16 protein-coding genes and 1 tRNA gene are annotated in these 19,169 nt (G+C 64.8%); 5 read left to right on the top strand and 12 right to left on the bottom strand.

Going from position 1 to position 19,169, the window contains the following annotated elements:
* Positions 1 to 45 precede the first annotated feature (45 nt).
* From BMI89_RS10410 to BMI89_RS10400, 3 genes are all read right to left on the bottom strand, one after another.
* Positions 46 to 1,437: a peptidoglycan -binding protein gene (locus BMI89_RS10410; protein ID WP_078570875.1), complete on the bottom strand. Its 1,392-nt coding sequence runs from the start codon at positions 1,435 to 1,437 to the stop codon at positions 46 to 48.
* Between the two features lie 3 nt (positions 1,438 to 1,440).
* The gene (locus BMI89_RS10405) at positions 1,441 to 2,637 is read right to left on the bottom strand and encodes a biopolymer transporter ExbB (protein WP_078520972.1); all 1,197 of its coding nucleotides are present in this window, start codon (positions 2,635 to 2,637) and stop codon (positions 1,441 to 1,443) included.
* Between the two features lie 62 nt (positions 2,638 to 2,699).
* Positions 2,700 to 3,245, bottom strand: coding sequence for a gamma-glutamylcyclotransferase (locus BMI89_RS10400; RefSeq protein WP_168176792.1), 546 nt, complete (start codon positions 3,243 to 3,245; stop codon positions 2,700 to 2,702).
* A gap of 47 nt (positions 3,246 to 3,292) precedes the next feature.
* Between BMI89_RS10400 and BMI89_RS10395 the strand changes: the two genes are divergently transcribed.
* The gene (locus BMI89_RS10395; RefSeq protein WP_078570874.1) at positions 3,293 to 4,348 is read left to right on the top strand and encodes a DUF2125 domain-containing protein; all 1,056 of its coding nucleotides are present in this window, start codon (positions 3,293 to 3,295) and stop codon (positions 4,346 to 4,348) included.
* Positions 4,349 to 4,351: 3 nt separating this feature from the next.
* Here BMI89_RS10395 and BMI89_RS10390 read toward each other — a convergent pair whose 3' ends face one another.
* The 4 genes from BMI89_RS10390 to rpsD form a co-directional block, all read right to left on the bottom strand.
* Complete coding sequence (locus BMI89_RS10390; protein ID WP_143593884.1) at positions 4,352 to 4,957, bottom strand: extensin family protein; 606 nt, start codon at positions 4,955 to 4,957, stop codon at positions 4,352 to 4,354.
* The gene (locus tag BMI89_RS10385) at positions 4,954 to 5,880 is read right to left on the bottom strand and encodes a prephenate/arogenate dehydrogenase family protein (protein WP_078570873.1); all 927 of its coding nucleotides are present in this window, start codon (positions 5,878 to 5,880) and stop codon (positions 4,954 to 4,956) included. Before BMI89_RS10385 ends, BMI89_RS10390 begins: the two co-directional genes overlap by 4 nt.
* Positions 5,877 to 6,977, bottom strand: a complete 1,101-nt coding sequence (hisC, locus tag BMI89_RS10380; protein WP_078570872.1) for a histidinol-phosphate transaminase — start codon at positions 6,975 to 6,977, stop codon at positions 5,877 to 5,879. Before hisC ends, BMI89_RS10385 begins: the two co-directional genes overlap by 4 nt.
* Positions 6,978 to 7,353: 376 nt before the next feature.
* Positions 7,354 to 7,974: a 30S ribosomal protein S4 gene (rpsD, locus tag BMI89_RS10375; protein ID WP_078540514.1), complete on the bottom strand. Its 621-nt coding sequence runs from the start codon at positions 7,972 to 7,974 to the stop codon at positions 7,354 to 7,356.
* 442 nt (positions 7,975 to 8,416) lie between these two features.
* On the opposite strand from rpsD, the gene BMI89_RS10370 reads away from it, so the two are divergent.
* From BMI89_RS10370 to BMI89_RS10350, 4 genes are all read left to right on the top strand, one after another.
* Entirely contained in the window at positions 8,417 to 9,598 is a 1,182-nt protein-coding gene (locus BMI89_RS10370; protein ID WP_078570871.1) for a substrate-binding domain-containing protein, read from the top strand.
* Between the two features lie 6 nt (positions 9,599 to 9,604).
* A complete protein-coding gene (locus tag BMI89_RS10365) occupies positions 9,605 to 11,710 on the top strand; it encodes an ATP-binding cassette domain-containing protein (RefSeq protein ID WP_078570870.1) in 2,106 nt (701 codons plus the stop codon).
* Between the two features lie 188 nt (positions 11,711 to 11,898).
* Positions 11,899 to 11,988 (top strand) — tRNA-Ser (locus BMI89_RS10360).
* Between the two features lie 440 nt (positions 11,989 to 12,428).
* Positions 12,429 to 12,845 (top strand): universal stress protein, encoded by a 417-nt coding sequence (locus BMI89_RS10350; RefSeq protein WP_078520990.1) that lies wholly within the window; start codon positions 12,429 to 12,431, stop codon positions 12,843 to 12,845.
* 296 nt (positions 12,846 to 13,141) lie between these two features.
* Here BMI89_RS10350 and BMI89_RS10345 read toward each other — a convergent pair whose 3' ends face one another.
* From BMI89_RS10345 to BMI89_RS10325, 5 genes are all read right to left on the bottom strand, one after another.
* Positions 13,142 to 14,191: a betaine/proline/choline family ABC transporter ATP-binding protein gene (locus BMI89_RS10345; protein ID WP_078540498.1), complete on the bottom strand. Its 1,050-nt coding sequence runs from the start codon at positions 14,189 to 14,191 to the stop codon at positions 13,142 to 13,144.
* Between the two features lie 10 nt (positions 14,192 to 14,201).
* Positions 14,202 to 15,245: an ABC transporter permease subunit gene (locus tag BMI89_RS10340; protein WP_078540496.1), complete on the bottom strand. Its 1,044-nt coding sequence runs from the start codon at positions 15,243 to 15,245 to the stop codon at positions 14,202 to 14,204.
* Positions 15,246 to 15,359: 114 nt separating this feature from the next.
* Positions 15,360 to 16,355, bottom strand: a complete 996-nt coding sequence (locus BMI89_RS10335) for an ABC transporter substrate-binding protein (RefSeq protein ID WP_078570868.1) — start codon at positions 16,353 to 16,355, stop codon at positions 15,360 to 15,362.
* Between the two features lie 494 nt (positions 16,356 to 16,849).
* A complete protein-coding gene (locus BMI89_RS10330; RefSeq protein WP_078570867.1) occupies positions 16,850 to 17,893 on the bottom strand; it encodes an ABC transporter ATP-binding protein in 1,044 nt (347 codons plus the stop codon).
* A 1-nt stretch (position 17,894) separates the two neighbouring features.
* Positions 17,895 to 19,163, bottom strand: coding sequence for a hypothetical protein (locus tag BMI89_RS10325; protein ID WP_078571075.1), 1,269 nt, complete (start codon positions 19,161 to 19,163; stop codon positions 17,895 to 17,897).
* Positions 19,164 to 19,169: the final 6 nt, after the last annotated feature.

The raw sequence follows: 19,169 nt of genomic DNA, 5'->3' as shown, positions 1-19,169 counted from the left end.
CGGCGCGTTTCTCGACTGGCGGACAGAACCCAGCTGACCGACGCCTCAGCGCTCGGTCAGTTTCAGCTCGATCCGGCGGTTCTGGGCGCGCGCTTCGGGCGTGTCGGCGGTGTTCACCGGGTCGAACTGCGCGAAGCCGGCGGCGGCGAGGCGTTGCGGCGGGAAGCCGAGGCTCTCGACCATGTATTTCACCACCGACAGCGCGCGGGCCTGGCTCAGCTCCCAGTTATCCTTGAACTCGCCCTGCCCCGACAGCGGCGTGTCGTCGGTATGGCCATCGACGCGGATGATCCACGGGATGTCGCCGGGGATTTCCCCGCGCAGCTGGTCGAGCAGCGATGTCACCTGCTTGATCTGTGCTCGGCCCGCGTCAGACAATGTCGCGGAAGCGGGCGCGAACAGCACCTCTGAGGAGAACACGAAGCGGTCGCCTTCGATCTTCACGCCCTGCTTGCCCTTCAGAAGCTGCGACAGCTTCCCAAAGAATTCAGAGCGGTAGTTCTCCAGATCTTTTGCCTTGGCCTCGGCCTCCTTGCGCATCTTCTCCTGCAGATCAGCGCGCTTCTTCTCCTCAGACGCCGCACGGGCGAGCGCCGCGTTCAGCTGCTGGCCGAGATTGTCGAGCTGCACCTTGGCCGCGGCATCCTTCTGCTGCGCCTCGTCGAGCACGTTTTGCAGCTGCGCGAGCTGGCCCCGCAACGCCGCGACCTGCTGGTTGAGCAGCGCGACTTTCTTCTGTGCCCCTTCCGAGATCGCCTGCTGATCGGCCAGCGCCTTCTGCGCGGTGGCTTTCAGCGCAGCCTGCTTCTCGGCCTCGGACAGCTGCTTGCCGAGTTGCTTTTCCAGATCGTCTTTCGCGGTCTGCGCGGCGGCGAGCTTGGTCAGCGTGTCCTCGGCCTTTTTGCGCGCCTCTTCGAGCTGCAGCGTCATCGCCGCGACCTCATCGCCCGATTTCGTCAGCTTGTCGCGCAGATCGGCGATGGTTTCCTTGCTCAGCCGGATTTCGTCGGCCTTGGCGCTCGCATCCTGCTGGGCGGCGTTGCGCTCGCCCACCAATTGCGCGACGCGGGCCTCGAATTCGGTGATCTTCTGCTTGGCATCGGCGAGCGCAGCCTTGCGGTCATCGAGCTGCGAGGTCAGCGTCGCGATCAGCGAATCCTGCTGGTCGGCCTTGTCCTTCGCATTCTCCAACTCGCCGGTCAGTTGCTGCGTCTTCGTCTGTTGCAGCGACAGCGCCTTGGCGAGGTTCGAGACCTGCTCGTTGAGCTGGATCAGCTCGCCTTCCTTCGTGCTCAGCGTGTCACGCAGCACCGATTGCACGATCATGAAGATCGACAGGACGAACATCAGCACCAGAAGAAGCGCCGTCATCGCATCGACGAAACCCGGCCAGATATTGGTCGAGAACCGATTGCCGCCGCGCCGTGCCAGAGCCATGAATTAATCCTCGCGATGCGGTTTGTAGCCGAGGATCGCCCGGGTGAGACCTGCGAAATCATGGCGCAGCTCGGCCATGCTTTCCTGACGCCCGGCGCTGACTTCCTCGAGCATCCGCATCATCTGCTGGTCGATCGAGCGCAGCCGCATCCGGGTCTCCATCAGCGCCTCCGCCTCGGGAGCGCCCTCGGCCGTGCGTTGCGCGAGGTGATCGAGCGCGCCGATCAGCCGCTCCTGCCCCTCGGCCATCTGCTGCAGCGCGCCTTGCTGGCGGTGCCGCGCATCCATCTCTGCCGAGAGCCGTTCCGACAGGTCGTGAATGGCGTTCGACAGATGCGCGATCCGCGCCTCGGTCTGCACGCGACCGGCATCGGAGCGCACGAACAGCGTCTGGATCTGGTCCATCTGCTCGGACATGTGATCAAGGACGCCCGCCACCATCGAGCCTTCGCCATCGCCCCCTTCGAGCGCGGTGAAGCTGAGCCGCGTGATCGAGGAAATCCATTCCTCCAGCTCGCGGTAGAACCGGTTCTGACCGTGGCTCGCGAACAGTTCCAGCAAGCCCACCACCAGCGAGCCCGCAAGACCCAGGAGCGACGAGGAGAACGCCGTGCCCATGCCGCCCAGCTGCGCCTCCAGACCCGTCATCAGATTGTCGAACACGCCGATCGCGCTCTCGCCTTCCTTGGGCGCCAGTGCGCGGATGGTCTCGACCACCGCAGGCACGGTGGTGGCGAGGCCGTAAAACGTCCCGAGAAGGCCGAGGAAGATCAGCAGCCCGGCGATATAACGGGTGATGTCGCGCGCCTCGTCGATCCGGGTCGCGACGGATTCGAGGATCGAGCGCCCCGAGGACGACGACACCGCGCGGCGCGCCTCGCGCGAGCCCAGAAGGGACGCGAGCGGCGCAAGCATCGACGGCGGGCGCACCTGCGGACGACCGGGACGGTCGGCGGCGAAGCTCTCGATCCAGTTCACCGCCTTCACCAGCTGCACCACCTGCCAGAAACAGGCGAGGATGCCGAAGACGAAGACCGCGAGGATCACCCCGTTCAGCCAGGGATTGGCGAGGAAAATCGGGAAGATGCGCGAATAGGCGAAATAGCCACCCGTAGCGACCAAGCCGAGCACCAGAAGCATCAGGATCACCTGACGCACGGGTTGTGAGAATTGCGGCTCCAGCCGGATCGGCTCTTCCATTATTGCCCCTCTTGCCTGTTTGCGCAGAGCCTAGCGAGGGTGCAGCCCTTCGCCAAGGGCTATCACGACAAGTCGTGCAGCCGTGCCACCAATGCATCAAGATGGGGATCGGGGATGCCCAATTCGTGCAGATGCTGGGCAGTATTGAACAGATAATCGCGGTTCGGCCCGCGCCCGCCGGTGGCGCTGGCGATGATCCGGGCCTGCTCGTCATCGCTGAGCCCGCCGCAATACTGGTCGTGATGGCGGTCGATCACATAGGTGACCGCGCGCACGCGCCGCCCGTCATCCAGATCGACGTCGATCTCTCGTTCCAGATAGGCCGAGGTCACCAACTCGCGCTCGCGCAGATAGGCCATTACCTCGTCTTCCTGTCCGGTCCGGATCGCGAAGGCGAGCCCCGCGCAGCCGCCCTGCCCCTCGTCGAGCGCCAGCACCAGCCCCGGCGCTTCGGGCGTGCCCCGATGCACCAGCGAGCGCAGGCAGAAGCTGCGCTCCCAACCCGGCGCACGGGCAAGCATCCGCTCGTCAAAATCGAAGCCGGGGTTCCAGATCAGCGAGCCGTAGCCGAAGACCCAGATCCTGTTGTCGTCGCACTGGTCCTGCATGAGAACACGGCTTACATGGGGTTCACCCGATTTGCAAAGAGGCGAAGATGCGCAAACTGATCATTCTGGTGCTGGTCGCGACGCTGGCCTATTGCGGCTACTGGTTTTACGGCGCGCATAAGATCGAAAACGGCGCGCGCGACATGCTCGCGCAGGCCCGGCAGGAAGGCTGGGGCGACGCGCAATCGGTCTCGCTGGCGGGCTTCCCCTCGCGCTTCGATCTGACCTTCGACAAGCCCGAACTGAAGGATCAGGGCGGCCTGTGGCACTGGAGCGCGCCCTTCGCGCAGCTCTTCGCTCTGGGATACGAACCCAATAAAGTGATCGCCTATCTGCCCTCGGGCCAGTCGCTGCAACTGGGCGATCAAAGCTACAAGCTGACGCAAGAGGACATGCGCGCCTCGCTGACGGTGGGCTATTCGACCGCGCTGCCGCTGGAGCGGGCGATTGCCGTGATCTCCGCGCCGGTGCTGACGCCCGCGGGCGAGACGGCCCCCGCGCTTTCGGCCGATCAGCTGCGCCTCGCGATCGAGCGTAAGGACAAGGCGCAGGGCGCGCTCGGCGGCTCGGCACAAGCCGCCGATCTGGTAATGCCCGCCGCCGCCTATCGGCTGGGCGCGGAGGCGAAGTCGCTGAAACTCCCGGCCGATCTCCTGGAGCGGGTCGACCCGAAGGGCGAGCTGTCCGACACCATCGCGCGCGTTCATTTCGACGCGCTGATCGGCACGCGCGAGCCGATCGACCAGACCGCGCTGGAGGCAGGCATGCCGGGGCTGATGACGTTCTCGGTTTCGGACCTTTCGCTGAGCTGGGGCGGCAACGATGTCTCGGTCGAGGGCAACCTGACGGTCGATCCCTCGGGCTATCCCGACGGCACGCTGACGATCCGCTCCGCCTCGTGGCGCAACTGGGTCGGCATCGCGCAGAGCATGGGTCTGATCGGCAAGGACCAGATGAAGCTCGTGACCGGGATCGGCGCGATGTTGGCCGCGAAGAACCCCGACGGTGCGCTGGAAGTGCCGCTTGTCTTCAAGGACGGGCAGATGAACCTCGGCCCGGTGCCGCTCGGCCCGGCACCGCAACTGATCGCCCAGCGTCAATAAAGGTTAACGGCAGTAAGCCCCGCCGCGGTAGCTGGCCACGTCCACGTGGATGTGGTCCTGATGGAAGCGATCCGATTTCGGCCCCAACACGGTGCCGAACGGGCCGCAGGCCGATTTGTGCATCCGCTTGATCACCCGGCCCCGGCGCCAATCCTCCAGCACGCTCAGCGTCGCGCCGTTGCGCAGGACCACGCCCGAGACGTCGATCGCGTTGCCCTTGGCATGTTCGGAAAGCTTCGCCCCGGGCTGCGAATTGCGGCTCCGGCAGGAATAGGAGGCTGCGATGCGGATCGCCTCGATCCCGCCGCCGCGCCGCCCCACCGCCGGTTTGATCCCGCGATCGACCCAGCGCTTGAAAGACTTCGCCGCCGAGCAATTCACTCGCACCGGCGAAGTCAGACGGATACCGGAGACGGAGGTGATCTGCACCGGATCGGCGATGCCGCAGCGCCCCGGCCCGTCGATCGGCGCGATATGCGCGCCTTCCAGCCCGGCAATGCCGCAAAGCTCGCCCGAGGAGGAATAGCGCGCCGAGCGCCGATCTTCACCGCGCCCGCAGGACCCAAGCGCCACTACAGCCGCAAGTGCGATCAGCGCCGCTACTCTCATGCGTCTTTCTTCGGCGCACCGCGCCCGAAATCGGGTGCATCCGTATCCTGCCCGGCCTCGATGATGCCGCGGCGGATCGCGCGGGTGCGCGTGAAATAGTCGTGCAGCATCTCGCCATCGCCCATGCGGATCGCGCGTTGCAGCATGAACAACTCCTCGGTGAAGCGGCCGAGAATATCGAGCGTGGCTTCCTTGTTGGTCAGGAAGACGTCACGCCACATCGTCGGGTCCGAGGCCGCGATCCGGGTGAAATCGCGGAAACCGGTGGCGGAGTATTTGATGACTTCTTCGTGGGTTACACGACGAAGATGATCCGCCACGCCAACCATCGTATAGGCGATCAGGTGCGGCGTGTGCGACACGACCGAGAGCACGAGATCGTGGTGATCGGGCGCCATCTCGTCGGTATTCGCGCCCATCGCCTCGACCAGCGATTTCAGCCGGGTCAGCGCCTCGGGGTCCGTGCCCTCGATCGGGGTGAACAGCCACCAGCGATTGGCAAACAGCGTCGCAAAGCCCGAGCGCGGGCCGGATTGCTCCGTCCCCGCCAGCGGGTGGCCGGGAATGAAATGCACGCCCTCGGGCACATGCGGGCCGACCGCGTCGATCACCGCGCGCTTGACCGAGCCGACATCGGTGATTGTAGCCCCGGGGGCCAGATGCGGCGCGATCTCTTCGGCGATCTTCGCCATCGCGCCGACCGGCACACAGAGCACGACCAGATCCGCGCCCGCGACAGCCTCGGCGGCGGTCTCGTAGACGGCATCGACCAGCCCGATCTCCAGCGCGGTGTCGCGCGTCTCGGCGGAGCGCGCATGACCGACGATCTCGCCCGCCAGCCCCTTCTCGCGCATCGCATGGGCCATCGACGAGGCAATCAGGCCGAGCCCGATCAGCGCGACCCGCTGGTAGAGTTGGCTCATCTGGGCACCTCGATCCCGCCTGCCTTGAAGACGCCGATCAGATGCGCCACGCGGCGGCACGAGGGCTCGTCGCCCACGGTGATGCGCAGGCAGTTGGGCAGGTTATAGCCCGCCACCCGGCGCACGATGATGCCTTCGGATTTCAGATAGATATCGCAATCGGCGGCCTCCTGCTCGGAAGCCAGCCGCGCGAGGATGAAGTTCGCCGTGGAAGTGTCTGACGGCACGCCCTTTTCTGCCAGCGCTTCGGCCAACCAAGCGCGCAGGCGCGTGTTGTCATCGCGGCATTTGTTGACCCAGTCCTGATCGCGTACGGCGGCCTCTGCGGTCTCCTGCTGCGCGGTCGAGAGGTTGAACGGCCCACGGATGCGGTTGAGCACGTCGATCACTTCGCGCGAGCCGTAGCCCCAGCCGACGCGCAGCCCGCCGAGACCGTAGATCTTCGAGAAGGTCCGCGTCATGAAGACATTGGGCAGGCGCGTCGCCAGCTCCGCCCCGCCGTCATAGCCTTCGACATATTCCGCATAGGCCGCGTCGATTACCAGCAGCGCGCCTTTCGGCAGCCCCGCCGCCAGCCGCTCTAGTTCCGCCAGCTGGATCATCGTGCCGGTCGGGTTGTTCGGATTGGCGAGGAAGACGAGTTTCGTCTTCTTGGTGCAGGCGCTCAGGATCGCATCGACATCGGTCGTGCGGTCGCGCTCCTTCACCTCGATCGGGGTGCCGCCCGCGGCCATGGTCGAGATGCGATACATCAGGAAACCGTGCTCGGTGAACACCACCTCGTCGCGCGCGCCGACATAGGCCTGGCACAGGAAGTGAATGATCTCGTCCGAGCCCACGCCGCAGATGATCCGGTCGGGGTCGAGCTTATGAACCTCGCCGATCGCCGTGCGCAGCTTGGCATGGTCAGTCGGGGGGTAGCGATGCATCGAATGGGCGCATTTCGCGAACGCGTCCTTGGCCTTGTCAGAGGGGCCGAACGGGTTCTCGTTCGAGCTGAGTTTGACGGCATCGGTGCGCCCCGCCACATGGGAGGCGCCGCCCTGATAGAGCTCGATGTCCATAATACCGGGCTGGGGGCGAATATGCGTGGTCATTGTGCACTCCTGAATCGTGGCCCGAGTTCTATCCGCCATGGCGCGACAGGGCTAGTGAGAAGATCACCCGCATAGCAGACGCGGCAGGGATGCAACGGATGTCATAGCACGTCGATGAGAGATGTATTGCCCAAGGGTGCCGCAGGGCAGCGCCCGACCGCCGGGTGGGCGCGCTTCCTTCAGAGGTCGTCCCTTTATCTCACCACATCCGCAAGACATCGCCGCGCGCGGTGAGGCTATAAAAGCGCCCGCCCGAGGGGGCGGTCGGGCGCTGCCCGGGCCGCTGCGCGGCTGTTCCGGGCAAAGGCGCGCCCAAAAGAAAAAGGCCGCGCCCCGGGGGCACGGCCTTTCCGAATGATCGGCGAAGACTGAGAGATCAGTTCTTCGCGTAGAATTCGACCACGAGGTTCGGTTCCATCTGAACCGCGAAGGGCACGTCGGACAGAGCCGGGGTGCGCACGAATTTCGCGGTCAGTTTGTTGTGGTCGACTTCGAGGTAATCCGGAACGTCACGCTCGGGCGACTGAACGGCTTCGAGAACCAGAGCCATTTGCTTGGACTTCTCGCGGACTTCCACCACGTCGCCTTCTTTCAGGCGGTAGGAGGGGATGTTCACTTTCTTGCCGTTCACGAGCACGTGGCCGTGGTTCACGAACTGGCGCGCTGCGAAGACGGTCGGGACGAACTTGGCGCGGTAGACCAGCGCGTCGAGGCGGCGCTCGAGCAGACCGATCAGGTTTTCACCGGTGTCGCCCTTCACACGCTCGGCTTCGGCGTAGATGCGGCGGAACTGCTTCTCGGTCAGGTCGCCGTAATGGCCCTTCAGCTTCTGCTTGGCGCGGAGCTGGATACCGAAGTCGGACAGCTTGCCCTTGCGGCGCTGGCCGTGCTGGCCGGGGCCGTATTCACGGCGGTTGACGGGCGACTTGGCGCGGCCCCAGATGTTCTCGCCCATGCGGCGGTCGATTTTGTACTTGGCAGACGTGCGTTTGGTCACGGCTGGTCTCCTTCTCTGTAGTTTCGAAGGGCGTTGTCCTCCTCCGGGCCTCGCGGCGACCGGCGACAGGTTTCCTCTTGCGAGGTCCACCAACACCAATGAATAATCCCGGCAACTCGCGTTACCGGAATGGCGGGCTTATACAGCGGCGCGCGCGGGTGTCAACCACTCCGGGCGCCACATCGGTGCCGCGCGAAGCCAGCCGCTCGTTCCCCCTACTCTTCTGAGTCGCCCCGGAACGCCACAGCCTCGCAGTTTCGTGAGTGTTTTGTGTTCGCCACCCCCCTGTTCAGAGCAACATTTCAAGCCATGATTGCGCTAACGGGACGCGTACCGGATGCGCGCCCCGGCGCTGCCCTGTCCGCAACCGGCACAGGCGGCGCGCTGGGGCAAGGCGACGCCACCCCACGGGAGGAACCCATCCGGCCTTAGGAGGATTATAATGAAAGACATTCGTCGCTCGACGTGCGGAACCGCCGCGCGTCTCGCTGGAACCAGCGTTCTCGCGCTTGGCCTGATTGCAGGTGCCGCGCAGGCTCAAGGCGTCACCGCCGACAGCTTCGGCGCTGATTTCGCCGCCATGGGCCAGCTCAAGGACATCGCCGCCAAAGGCAAAGGCAAAGTGGGCGTGCTGCTGCCCGACACAGCAAGCTCGGCCCGCTACACCTCGTTCGACGAGCCTTACCTGAAGAAAGCCTTCAAGGCAGCGGGCCTGTCCTCGGACGACCTGATCATCACCAACGCGCAGGGCTCCGAAGCCGACCAGCTCACGCAGGCGCAAACCGACATCAGCCAGGGCGCGACCGTTCTGCTGATCGACCCGATCTCCTCGGGCGGCGGTGCGGCTGTCGAGAAATACGCGAAAGAGCACGGCGTCGCGGTCATCGACTATGACCGGATCACGCTTGGCGGCTCGCGCGACTATTACATCAGCTTCGACAACGAATATGTCGGCGAACTGATCGGCAAGGGCATGGAACAGTGCCTCAGCGACTGGAACATCGAGAAGCCGAACATCCTCGTGATGGCGGGCTCGCCCGATGACAACAACGCCACCCTGTTCAAGCAGGGCTACATGAGCGTGCTGAAGCCGAAATTCGACGATGGCAGCTACACCAATGCGGGCGAGCCCGCAGGCACCTGGGATCCGTCGGTCGCACGGACCACCTTCGAGCAGCAGTTCACCGCGCATCAGGACATGAACGCCGTCGTCACCCCGAATGACGACAACGCAAACGCGGTCATCTCCTATCTCAAGACGCTGAAGGTTCCGCCGAAAGCCTTCCCGACCACCGGTCAGGACGCGACGGTCACCGGCCTGCAGAACGTGCTCACCGGCTACCAGTGCGGCACCGTCTACAAGCCGATCTACCTCGAAGCTCAGGCGGCAGCGGCGCTCGCGCTCTACATGCGTGCTGGCGACACTCCGCCCGACGGCCTCGTCAACGGCAAGGTCAATGACAGCCAGGGCGGCATGGACGTGCCCTCGATCCTGCTCAAGCCGATCTGGGTCACCCCGGAGAACATGGCCGACACCGTCGTGAAAGACGGCTTCGTCGACACCTCCAAGCTTTGTGCGGGCGACGCGGCCGATGCGTGCAAAGCCGCTGGCATCGGGAACTGATAGCCAATGATGGACACGGGTAACGGTACCGGGTCCCTGACGGAGGATCGCGATGCGATCCTCCGTATTTGGGGTCTCGAAAAGAGCTTCGGTGCAGTGCAGGCGCTCAGCGGGGTCGATTTCGACGTCCGCCCCGGCGAGGTAACGGCACTGGTCGGTGACAATGGCGCGGGCAAATCCGTGCTGACGAAAACCATCGCTGGCATCCATGAAGCCGATGGCGGCGTAATTGAATGGGAAGGCAACGAGGTCCGCGTCCGCTCGCCCCGCGACAGTGCGGAGCTGGGCATCGAGGTCGTCTATCAAGACCTCGCGCTGTGCGACAATCTCGACGTCGTGCAGAATATGTTCCTCGGTCGCGAAATCCTGACCAACGGGATGCTCGACGAGGACGCGATGGAGCGCGCCGCGGCAGAGACGCTGCAAGGGCTCCGCGTGACCACGCTGCGCTCGATCCGCGCGCCGGTCTCGGCGCTTTCGGGCGGCCAGCGGCAATCGATCGCGGTCGCCAAGGCCGTGATGTGGAATTCCAAACTGGTGATCCTCGACGAGCCCACCGCGGCGCTCGGCGTGGCCCAGACAGGTCAGGTGCTGCAACTCGTGCGCCGCCTCGCCGATCAGGGCCTTGCGGTGGTGATGATCTCGCACAACCTCAACGACGTCTTCGCGGTCTCCGACCGGCTCGCGATCCTGCGTCTGGGCGAGATGGTCAGCCAGGGCCCGATCGAGGAATACGACACGCAGCGCGTGGTCGAACTGATGACCACGGGCAAATCCGATCACGTCGTCGAAGCGGGCGCGATGCGCGCCGCCGCCTCGATCGCGGCGGAGAACGCCAAGGATGTCGCGGCCCAACGCGAGGCGTCGGGCGACAGCGGCCCCTCCGCCGTGGTGGGCGCCACGACCGAGGATCAGAGCTTCTCGAGCTACCTCTCGCGCACCTGGGCGAAGATCAAGGCGGGCGAAAGCGGCGTACTTCCGGTTCTGCTGGGCTTCGTGCTGATCTCGCTGATCTTCCAGTTGCAGAACCCGAAATTCCTCTCGCCGGGGAACGTCGTGAACCTGCTCGTTCAGGGCTCGGTCTTCATGATGATCGGGATGGGACAGGTCTTTGTCCTCTTGCTGGGGGAAATCGATCTGTCGCTCGGCTTCGTGGCCGGGATCGGGGCGACGGTGGCGACGCTGCTGGTGGCGCCGGGTACCGACTGGCCCTGGTGGGCGGCTGTCGTGGCGGGCCTGGCCGTGCCGGCGGTACTGGGCATCTTCCAGGGCTCGCTGATCACGCGGCTCAAACTGCCCTCTTTCGTCGTCACGCTGGCGGGCCTTCTGGGCTTCAACGGTCTGATGATCCAACTGCTGGGCGCCGGTGGGACAATCCCCGTCGCGAGTGACACGATCAACAACTTTGCCAATGGCACGCTGAGCCCGCTGATGGGCTGGCTGATGACCGGGGCGGTGGTTCTGGTCTTCGCGATCATGACCTTCCGCAAGGATGCGAAACGCCGCCAAAGCGGCCTCGTCGCGCCGCCGATGGGCCTGACCATCGCGAAGATCGCAGCGGCCGTAATCGCGGGTATCGTGCTGGTGACGATCTCGAACATGAACCGCGGCGTTGCGCGCTTCCCCCTCTCGGGGATGCCGTGGGTGATCCCGATCGTCTTCGCGGTGCTGCTGGCATGGTCCTTCCTGCTGGGACGGCTGAAATTCGGCCGCTACGTCCTCGCGATCGGCGGCAATGCCGAGGCTGCGCGCCGGGCGGGCATCAACCTGCGCCTGATCCGGACCGCAGCCTTCACGCTGGCGGCGACGACGGCAGGTCTGGGCGGCATCATCTACGCTTCGCGCCTGCGCTCGATCTCCACCAGCTTCGATGGCGGCACGATCGTGCTCTACGTCGTCGCGACCGCGGTGATCGGCGGCACCTCGCTGTTCGGCGGGCGCGGCCATCCGATCCACGCGATCCTTGGTGGTGTCGTGATCGCAGCCATCGTCAACGGCATGGCGCTTCTGGGCCTGCCGGCGGCGGTGCAACTGATGGCGACGGCAGCAGTGCTGCTGGCCTCGATCACGGTCGACGTGGTGGTGCGCCGGCGCGGCGAGACGACCCGCTAAGCCAAGCGAAACCCCTTGAAAACGAAACGCGCGCGAGACATCTCGCGCGCGTTTTTCATTGCACCCGGCGCCCCTGCCCCACGCCGACCCGCGCCGCCACCGCCCCACGCGAGGGAAATCGCAAACCACCCGAAATTCCGCCGAAAAACCGCTTGTCTCCCCCCGAGACGATCCCTATACGGGTCCGCGGAGACGTGGCCGAGTGGTCGAAGGCGCTCCCCTGCTAAGGGAGTAGGCCCGGAAGGGTCTCGAGGGTTCGAATCCCTTCGTCTCCGCCATCACCCAGTGCGGAAAATCTAATCTGTTCCTGCCAATCGGTTATCGGAACAGAGCAAAAGCCCTTCGCCACGCGTGAACACCCCACATCATCCTCGGCCACATCGTCTTGAACGATCAGGCCGGCGCGTCTTCTATTGCTTGATCGGCCACACGCTCGACGACCTTCGGGTCGATCAGATGACCGGGATCATCCGGCGCGGGATGCGGTGGACGGCGCGCGGGTCTGCACAACCGACCTGCCCCCGAGCGATCCGGGACTGAGCCGTGCTATGCGCTGCGGGAATACGCGCTCATCGATGTCGCATCGGGGCATTGGAGCGACGTATGTGCTCGATTGGAGGATGAAAAATCGTCGTAGGCGCGGGGCTCGTTCAATCCGGGTTTGCGCCCGGCCGCCACGCGGTTCATTCTCCGCCTCGAATTTCCCCCGGAGGCCATCATGGCACGCCAGACAAAGCTCATCCTCTGCCCGATCAACCTGCGCCACGCACAGGTCGAGCATCATGCCTATATGGAAGCCGTCGAGATGGCGCGGCGGCGTCGTGCGAAGCTGATCGTGGCGACGATCGCGCCCGAGATCGAGCGTAACCTCAACATCTACAACTCGGATACCTACTGGGGCCAGCAGCTGCGCAAGTTCCTCAACGACAATCCCGCCAGCGGGGTGACCGAGGTCGAGATGGTCGTGCGCAAGGGCGCGGTGCATCGCCAGATCGTCAAGCTGGCGGATGAGCGCAAGGTGGACCTGATCGTGATGGAAGCGGCCAACCCGAAGGTGCAGGACTACCTTCTGGGCACCACGGCGTCGCATGTCGTGACCCATGCGGAGTGCTCGGTCTACGTCGTGCGCAGCTAAGGGCTGGCCCGGGGTGCGACCAGCACACCGGGCAGCGCCCGACCTCCCCCCGGGAGGGCGCTTTTGCGCCACCTGCGCGCGGATGAATGTCGGAAGGGTGCGGCGGGATAAAGCGTAGACCACCAAGGTCGGGGACATGCGCCCACCCGAGGTCGGGCGCTGCCCTCTCGATGCGCCACCCCACGGGCCGGCGCGCGCCCCGCTTCCACGGCAGCACAAGCTGATATTCGGGAAAAGCCCGCGCCTGTCGCGCGGCGGGTCGGACCCGCCCCAATCAGGGGCGGATCCCTTTCTTCTTACCTCTTGGCGGTCTCGCCCGAGGACTGCGCGGGCACCAGTGCGCGCATGATCGAGGGCATGGTGAGGCTGCCCACCGGTTCGCCCCTCATCATGACGCGATAGCGGCGGTCGAGCGCCCCCTCGGCCTTGGCGATGACGCTCTCGAGATTGTCGTTGCCGTCGATATCGCCCGACATTTCGCCTTCCGGCGCGCCGCGCTCCATCACCGAGCGCACACGCAGCACGCGGGCGCGGTTGATGTCGGCCACGAAGTCCTCGATGTAAGGATCCGCCGGGTTGAGCAGAATCTCCTGCGGCTCGCCCTGCTGGACCACCCGACCGTCATTCAGGATCACCAGGTGATCGGCGAGCTTGAGCGCTTCGTCCAGATCGTGGGTGATGAAGATGATGGTCTTGTGCAACTCGGCCTGAAGCTCGAGCAGCAGATCCTGCATGTCGGTCCGGATCAGCGGATCGAGCGCCGAGAAGGCTTCGTCCATCAGCATGATGTCCGAGTTCGACGCCAGCGCCCGGGCGATACCCACACGCTGCTGCATCCCGCCCGAGAGCTGGTGCGGGTGGTGATCGCCGTAGCCCCCGAGCCCAACGCGGTCGAGCCATTTCTCGGCCTCGGAGACATAGTCGGAAGCCGGGAAGCCACGGGTGGCCAGCGCCATCGCCGTGTTCTCCGCCACCGTGCGGTGCGGCAGAAGGGCGAATTTCTGGAACACCATCGACATCCGTTCGCGCCGCAGCTTGCGCAGCTGCGCCTCGTTATAGTCGAGGATGTTCTCGCCATTGACGATCACTTCGCCAGCGGTGGGCTCGATAAGCCGGTTGAGATGCCGGATCAGCGTGGATTTACCCGAGCCCGAAAGCCCCATGATGACGGTGATCTCACCCTCTTTCATGTCCACGTTGATGTCGTTGAGCCCGAGCACGTGGTTGCGCTTCTCGAGCAGTTCCGGCTTGCCCATGCCCGCTTTGACGTCTTCGAGCGCCGCTTGCGGATCCGACCCGAAGATCTTGTAGAGGTGTCGGATCGAGACTTTGATTTCTTTCGTCATGCCTGTCTCCTCACTTCCGGCTCTTGCTGGTGTCGATCCGGGCGAGCGAGGCTTTCGTCACGCGGTCGAGCAGGATCGCGATGATCACGATCCCGAAGCCAGCCACGAGGCCCGTGCCCAGTTCGAGCGACCGGATGCCGCGCAGCACGAGCACGCCGAGACCCGGGGCCGAGACGAGCGAAGCGATCACCACCATGGCGAGGCTCATCATGATCGTCTGGTTCACGCCGGCCATGATGTTGGGCAGCGCGAGCGGGATCTGCACGCCGAACAGCTTCTGGCGCTTGGTCATGCCGAAGGCGTCTGCCGCCTCGATCACGTCGGGATCGACCAGACGGATACCCAGATCGGTCAGGCGCACCACGGGCACGATCGCATAGAGGATGATCGCGATACCGTAGAGCTTCGGCTCGGTGACCGAGAACAGGAAGATCAGCGGAATCAGATAGACGAAGGGCGGCAGCGTCTGCAGCATGTCGAGGATCGGGATCACGGTGCGCTGGAGCCGGTCGCTCCGAGACATCGCAATGCCTATGGGCACCCCGAAGAGGACGCATATGAAGGCACAGACGAAGATGATCGCCAGCGTCTGCATCGCCGCTTCGTAGTGATTGATGAAGGCGAGGAAGGCGATCGAGACCAGCACGAAGACCACCAGTCTCCAGGAGCGCGTCACCAGCCAGGTGATCAGCATCAGGATCGGCACCATCAGCCACCACGGCGTGTTGGTCATGATCCAGAGCATGTCGCGCAGGGCCCAGCTCAGCGGCTGTGTGAGCGGGTCCACGACGGCGCGCAGCCCGCCACGGATCGCGAGGAACCCGTCCTCGAGGCCTTGCGTCACGTCGCGCGAGGGCGGGATCGCCCCGCAGGCCTTGTTGAGGGCGTCGAGCGAGGGGAAGGGCCAGTTCCAGAGGCTGGGGCCCTGCGTCGTGGTGCCGTCGGTCTGCGCGATCAGGTCGGCCATCGACGTCATGCCGCCGCCACCGTCGCCGCCGGCCGAACACCAGTCCTTCAGCCCCACCGCGTTGAAGAAATTCTCGTAAGCTGCCATTGGTTTTCCGGGTCGCACAGGGAGACCCGTCCCATATTGTTGCGTGATTGATCGAAAAAGGACGGGGCCTGTCCCGGCCCCGTCCATGTATTGCGCGTCAGGCGCGCGTCACGATCATCCGCCGATCAGCTTCGAAAGCTTCTTCTGGGCATCGGCATCGAGCCAGTTCTTCCAGGTGTCCTGGTAGTTCTTGATGAAGTAGACCGCCGTCTCTTCACCCGAGGCTTTGTTCTCGTCCTGCCAGGCGAGCAGCTTCGACATGGTGTCGGTCTTGAAGCTCATCTTCGAGAAGAACTCGGTCTCGGCCGGGTGGGTCTTCGCGAAGTCGCTCGTCACCGAGGTCAGCACCGGAGCTGCCGGGAAGTCCGAAACCTGCGGGTTCGACGCGTCCTTGTTCTGGAGATTGTCGAACTTGGCCTTGTCGTAATCGCCAAGCTTCACGCGGGTCATGTCGTAGTTGCCCATGACCACGGTCGGGCCCCAGTAGTAGCCGAACCACGGCTTCTTGTCGGCAAAGGCCGAACCGATCGACGAGGCGAGCGTCTGGCCGGAGCCGTGGTTGAACACCTCGATGCCCGAGCTCTTGAGGTCGAGCGCCTTGATCAGGTTGTCGCTCACGACGCGGCAGCCCCAGCCGTCGGGGCAGTTGTTGAACGTGCCGCCGACCCAGTCGGGGTGCGCCATCACGCCCTCGATGGTCTTCAGCTCGGGGTGCTCTTCGGCGAGGTAGGTGGGGATCCACCAGCCTTCGACGCCACCCGGCTGGAGCGTCTTGGCGACGCGCTTGATCTTGCCTTCGCTCTCGAGCTTCTTGTAGGCGTCGCCAGCCGAGTTCAGCCACAGGTTGGTGACGACGTCGGGGCGGCCGTTTTCGGCGATCGAGGTGATCGCGGGAATCGTGTCGGATTTGACCAGGCTGGTGTTACAGCCGTAGCCTTGGTCCAGCATGAACTTCGCGATGTTGGTGGTGACCTCGGCAGCGGCCCAGTTCATCTGGGCGATCGAGATGTCACCGCATTGCTCGGCGGCACGGGCGGTTCCGGTCTGGGCTGCAAAGCCGGTGACCATAGCGGTCGCACCGGCGACCGCGAGAAGTGTCGTCTTCCGCATATGTTTTCCTCTCATCCGTTGGATTGTTCACGATCGTTTTCGGATCGCATTCGCCTTGCGCGTGATGAGACCGTCCGACCTCCCCGCGCGGGCGTGCTTCCACCCGGGGGAGCGTCTCGGCCCATCGTCGATCTTCAGGTTGCGCAGTGCACGCGAATGCGCCCGTTCGACGATTGCCGCGAACGGTAGCGCCGGTGCTCCCGATCAGCAATCGTCCGCCGGTCACATTAATTTGAGAAAAGTGTCAGGGAACCCAATGATAACTGAAGGAAATTTTGTAAAAGGAGACACTTGAGCGGCGACAGAACGGCAAAGAGATCCGGCACCCGGGGGATGCCGGACCGACAATTTTTGAGCATGTGCGCGCGAAGTCGCTAGGCGCGCCTCTGTTGCGTGAATTGACGCACTGACGCGCCTGCACGAGACGACGTCGCCTCGCCCCCTGCCCGCGCAATTTTCCGCGTTGCCCGGGCCGCACGCCCGGGCGCTCGGGATCAGACTGCCATGCCGTCCGCGTCGAAGAAGACCGTGCGATCCGGCTCGAAGCTCAGCCCCGAGACATCGCCCGGACGCAGATCGGTATCGCCAGCGACGCGCACGTTCACCGCGCCCAGGGGGCCGCAATCGAACAGGATGAACGTGTCCGCGCCGAGGAATTCCACCACGTCGACGCGCCCGTCGCATTGCCCCTCGCCCTCGGCCACCAGCGAGATGTGCTCGGGCCGGATGCCAAGCTGCGTGGCTTGCGGTGCGGGACAGGCCCCGCCGCGCCCGCCTTCGAGGCTGTAGCTGCCGCCCGAGACCGCGCAGGGCATCACGTTCATCTTCGGGCTGCCGATGAATTGCGCCACGAACAGGTTCGCGGGTTTCTCGTAGAGCTCGCGCGGGGTGCCGACCTGCGCGATCCGACCGTATTCCAGCACTACGATCCGATCGGCGAGCGTCATCGCCTCCACCTGATCGTGGGTGACGTAGATCATCGTGCGCTGGAGGTTGCGGTGCAGCCGCGCGATCTCCAGCCGCATCTCCACGCGCAGCGCCGCGTCGAGGTTCGACAGCGGCTCGTCGAAGAGGAACGCCGTCGGGTCGCGCACGATCGAACGTCCGATCGCCACACGCTGGCGCTGGCCGCCCGACAGGTCCTTGGGCCGCCGGTCGAGGAAGCTCTGCAGCTTCAGGATATCGGCCGCCTCGTCGACCTTGGCCCGCCAGTCTTCCTGGGGGGCCCCCGCCATCTTGAGCGAAAAGCCCATATTCTCGGCCACCGACATATGCGGGTAGAGCGCGTAGGACTGGAACACCATCGCGAGGCCGCGCTTGGAGGGCGGCTGATCGGTCACATTCGCACCGTCGATCTCGATCGCCCCGCGCGAGGTATCCTCAAGCCCGCCGATCATCCGCAGAAGCGTGGACTTGCCGCAGCCCGAGGGGCCTACGAAGACGACGAATTCGCCATCCTTGATCTCAAGGTCGATGCCCTTGATGACCTGAACGTCGCCGAACCACTTCTCGACACCGTTTAGCGTGATCGAACCCATTTCACCCCTCCTTGCCGGCCCAGGCGAGCCAGACGGCCGCCGTCCAGGTAAATGCCTTGCCGCCCGCGGCCGCGCCCGTCATCGGGTCGAAATACTCGACGAAGCCGTAGCGCCCGATCACCTCGCGGGTGCGCTTGCGGACCTCTTCGCCAAGCGCGACGCCCCGCTCGGAGGCGCCCTCGCCGATCATCATGTTCATCATCCCCCAGGTCGGGCCGCGCCAGTAGCGCTTGGCGTCGAACCGCGGATCGAAAGGTGCGAGCGACGGCACGCCATAGGGGGCCGCATCGAGCACGCGGGCCAGATGCTGCTCCATATGCGGCGCGTCGAGCCCGCCGAACCAGCACAGGAAGGAGGCGTTGCTCAGCGCGTTCGACCAGATGCCGTTGTTGCAGTTGTAGCTGTCGTAATAGCCCATGCCGGGGTTCCACAGCGCCTCTGCTCCGGCTTCCAGCTCGGCCAGCTGCGTGGCCATGTCGCCGGTGTCGAGATCCTGCGCCTCGCCAGCCGCCAGCAGGTCGCGCAGGCCGCGCATCAGGATGAAATGCATCGTCGGATCGGCCACTCTGAACGGGTTGCCCTCGGCGACTTTCGCGTCGTCCCAATCGAGCGCCTTGGCGCGCTGCACCAGCCAGATGTAGCGGTCGTAATCGTATTTCGTGGGCCGCATCGAGGCGTCGACATGCTGGGTATCGCGGCGCTCGTAATAGCCCACGTCCTGCGGGTCGATCCCGCTCATCGCGTCATCCCAGTCCGGCGCGTTGTCACGCCCCGATTCCCACGGATGGATCACGAAGATCGCGCCCTTCTCGTCGCGGCGCCATTTCAGGAACCACTCCGCCCATTTCTGCATCTTCGGATAGAGCGCGGCGAAGCGGGCCGCGCCTGCCTCCGGATCAGCCGCCAGAAGCCGCGTCGCGAAGCTGAGTGCGACCGGCGGCTGGGTGATTCCCGAAGACGCGATCGGCCCGTTGCAACCCCAGACGTCGGGGCCGGGGAAGTAGCCCGGATCGGGCTTGTGGAAGATGATATGCGGGACCATGCCGTTGTCCCACTGCCCCGAGAACAGCGTCTCGATCTCCTGCCAGGCGCGGTCCAGGTCGAACTCGGCGAAGCCGAGGCTCGCGAAGGCGCTGTCCCAGTTCCACTGGTAGGGATAGAGGCCGTCGGTCGGCACGGTATAGCCGCCCCGGTCGTTCTGGGTGAGGATGTCGCGCGCCGCGGCGTCCCGGTCGGAGAAGTCGTCTGCGGCAGCCAGAGTTTCGGTCATCATATC

It is taken from the genome of Thioclava sp. F36-7, from assembly GCF_002020075.1.
Classification (GTDB): Bacteria; Pseudomonadota; Alphaproteobacteria; order Rhodobacterales; family Rhodobacteraceae; genus Thioclava; species Thioclava sediminum.
This window is presented reverse-complemented; position numbering and strand designations above follow the sequence as displayed.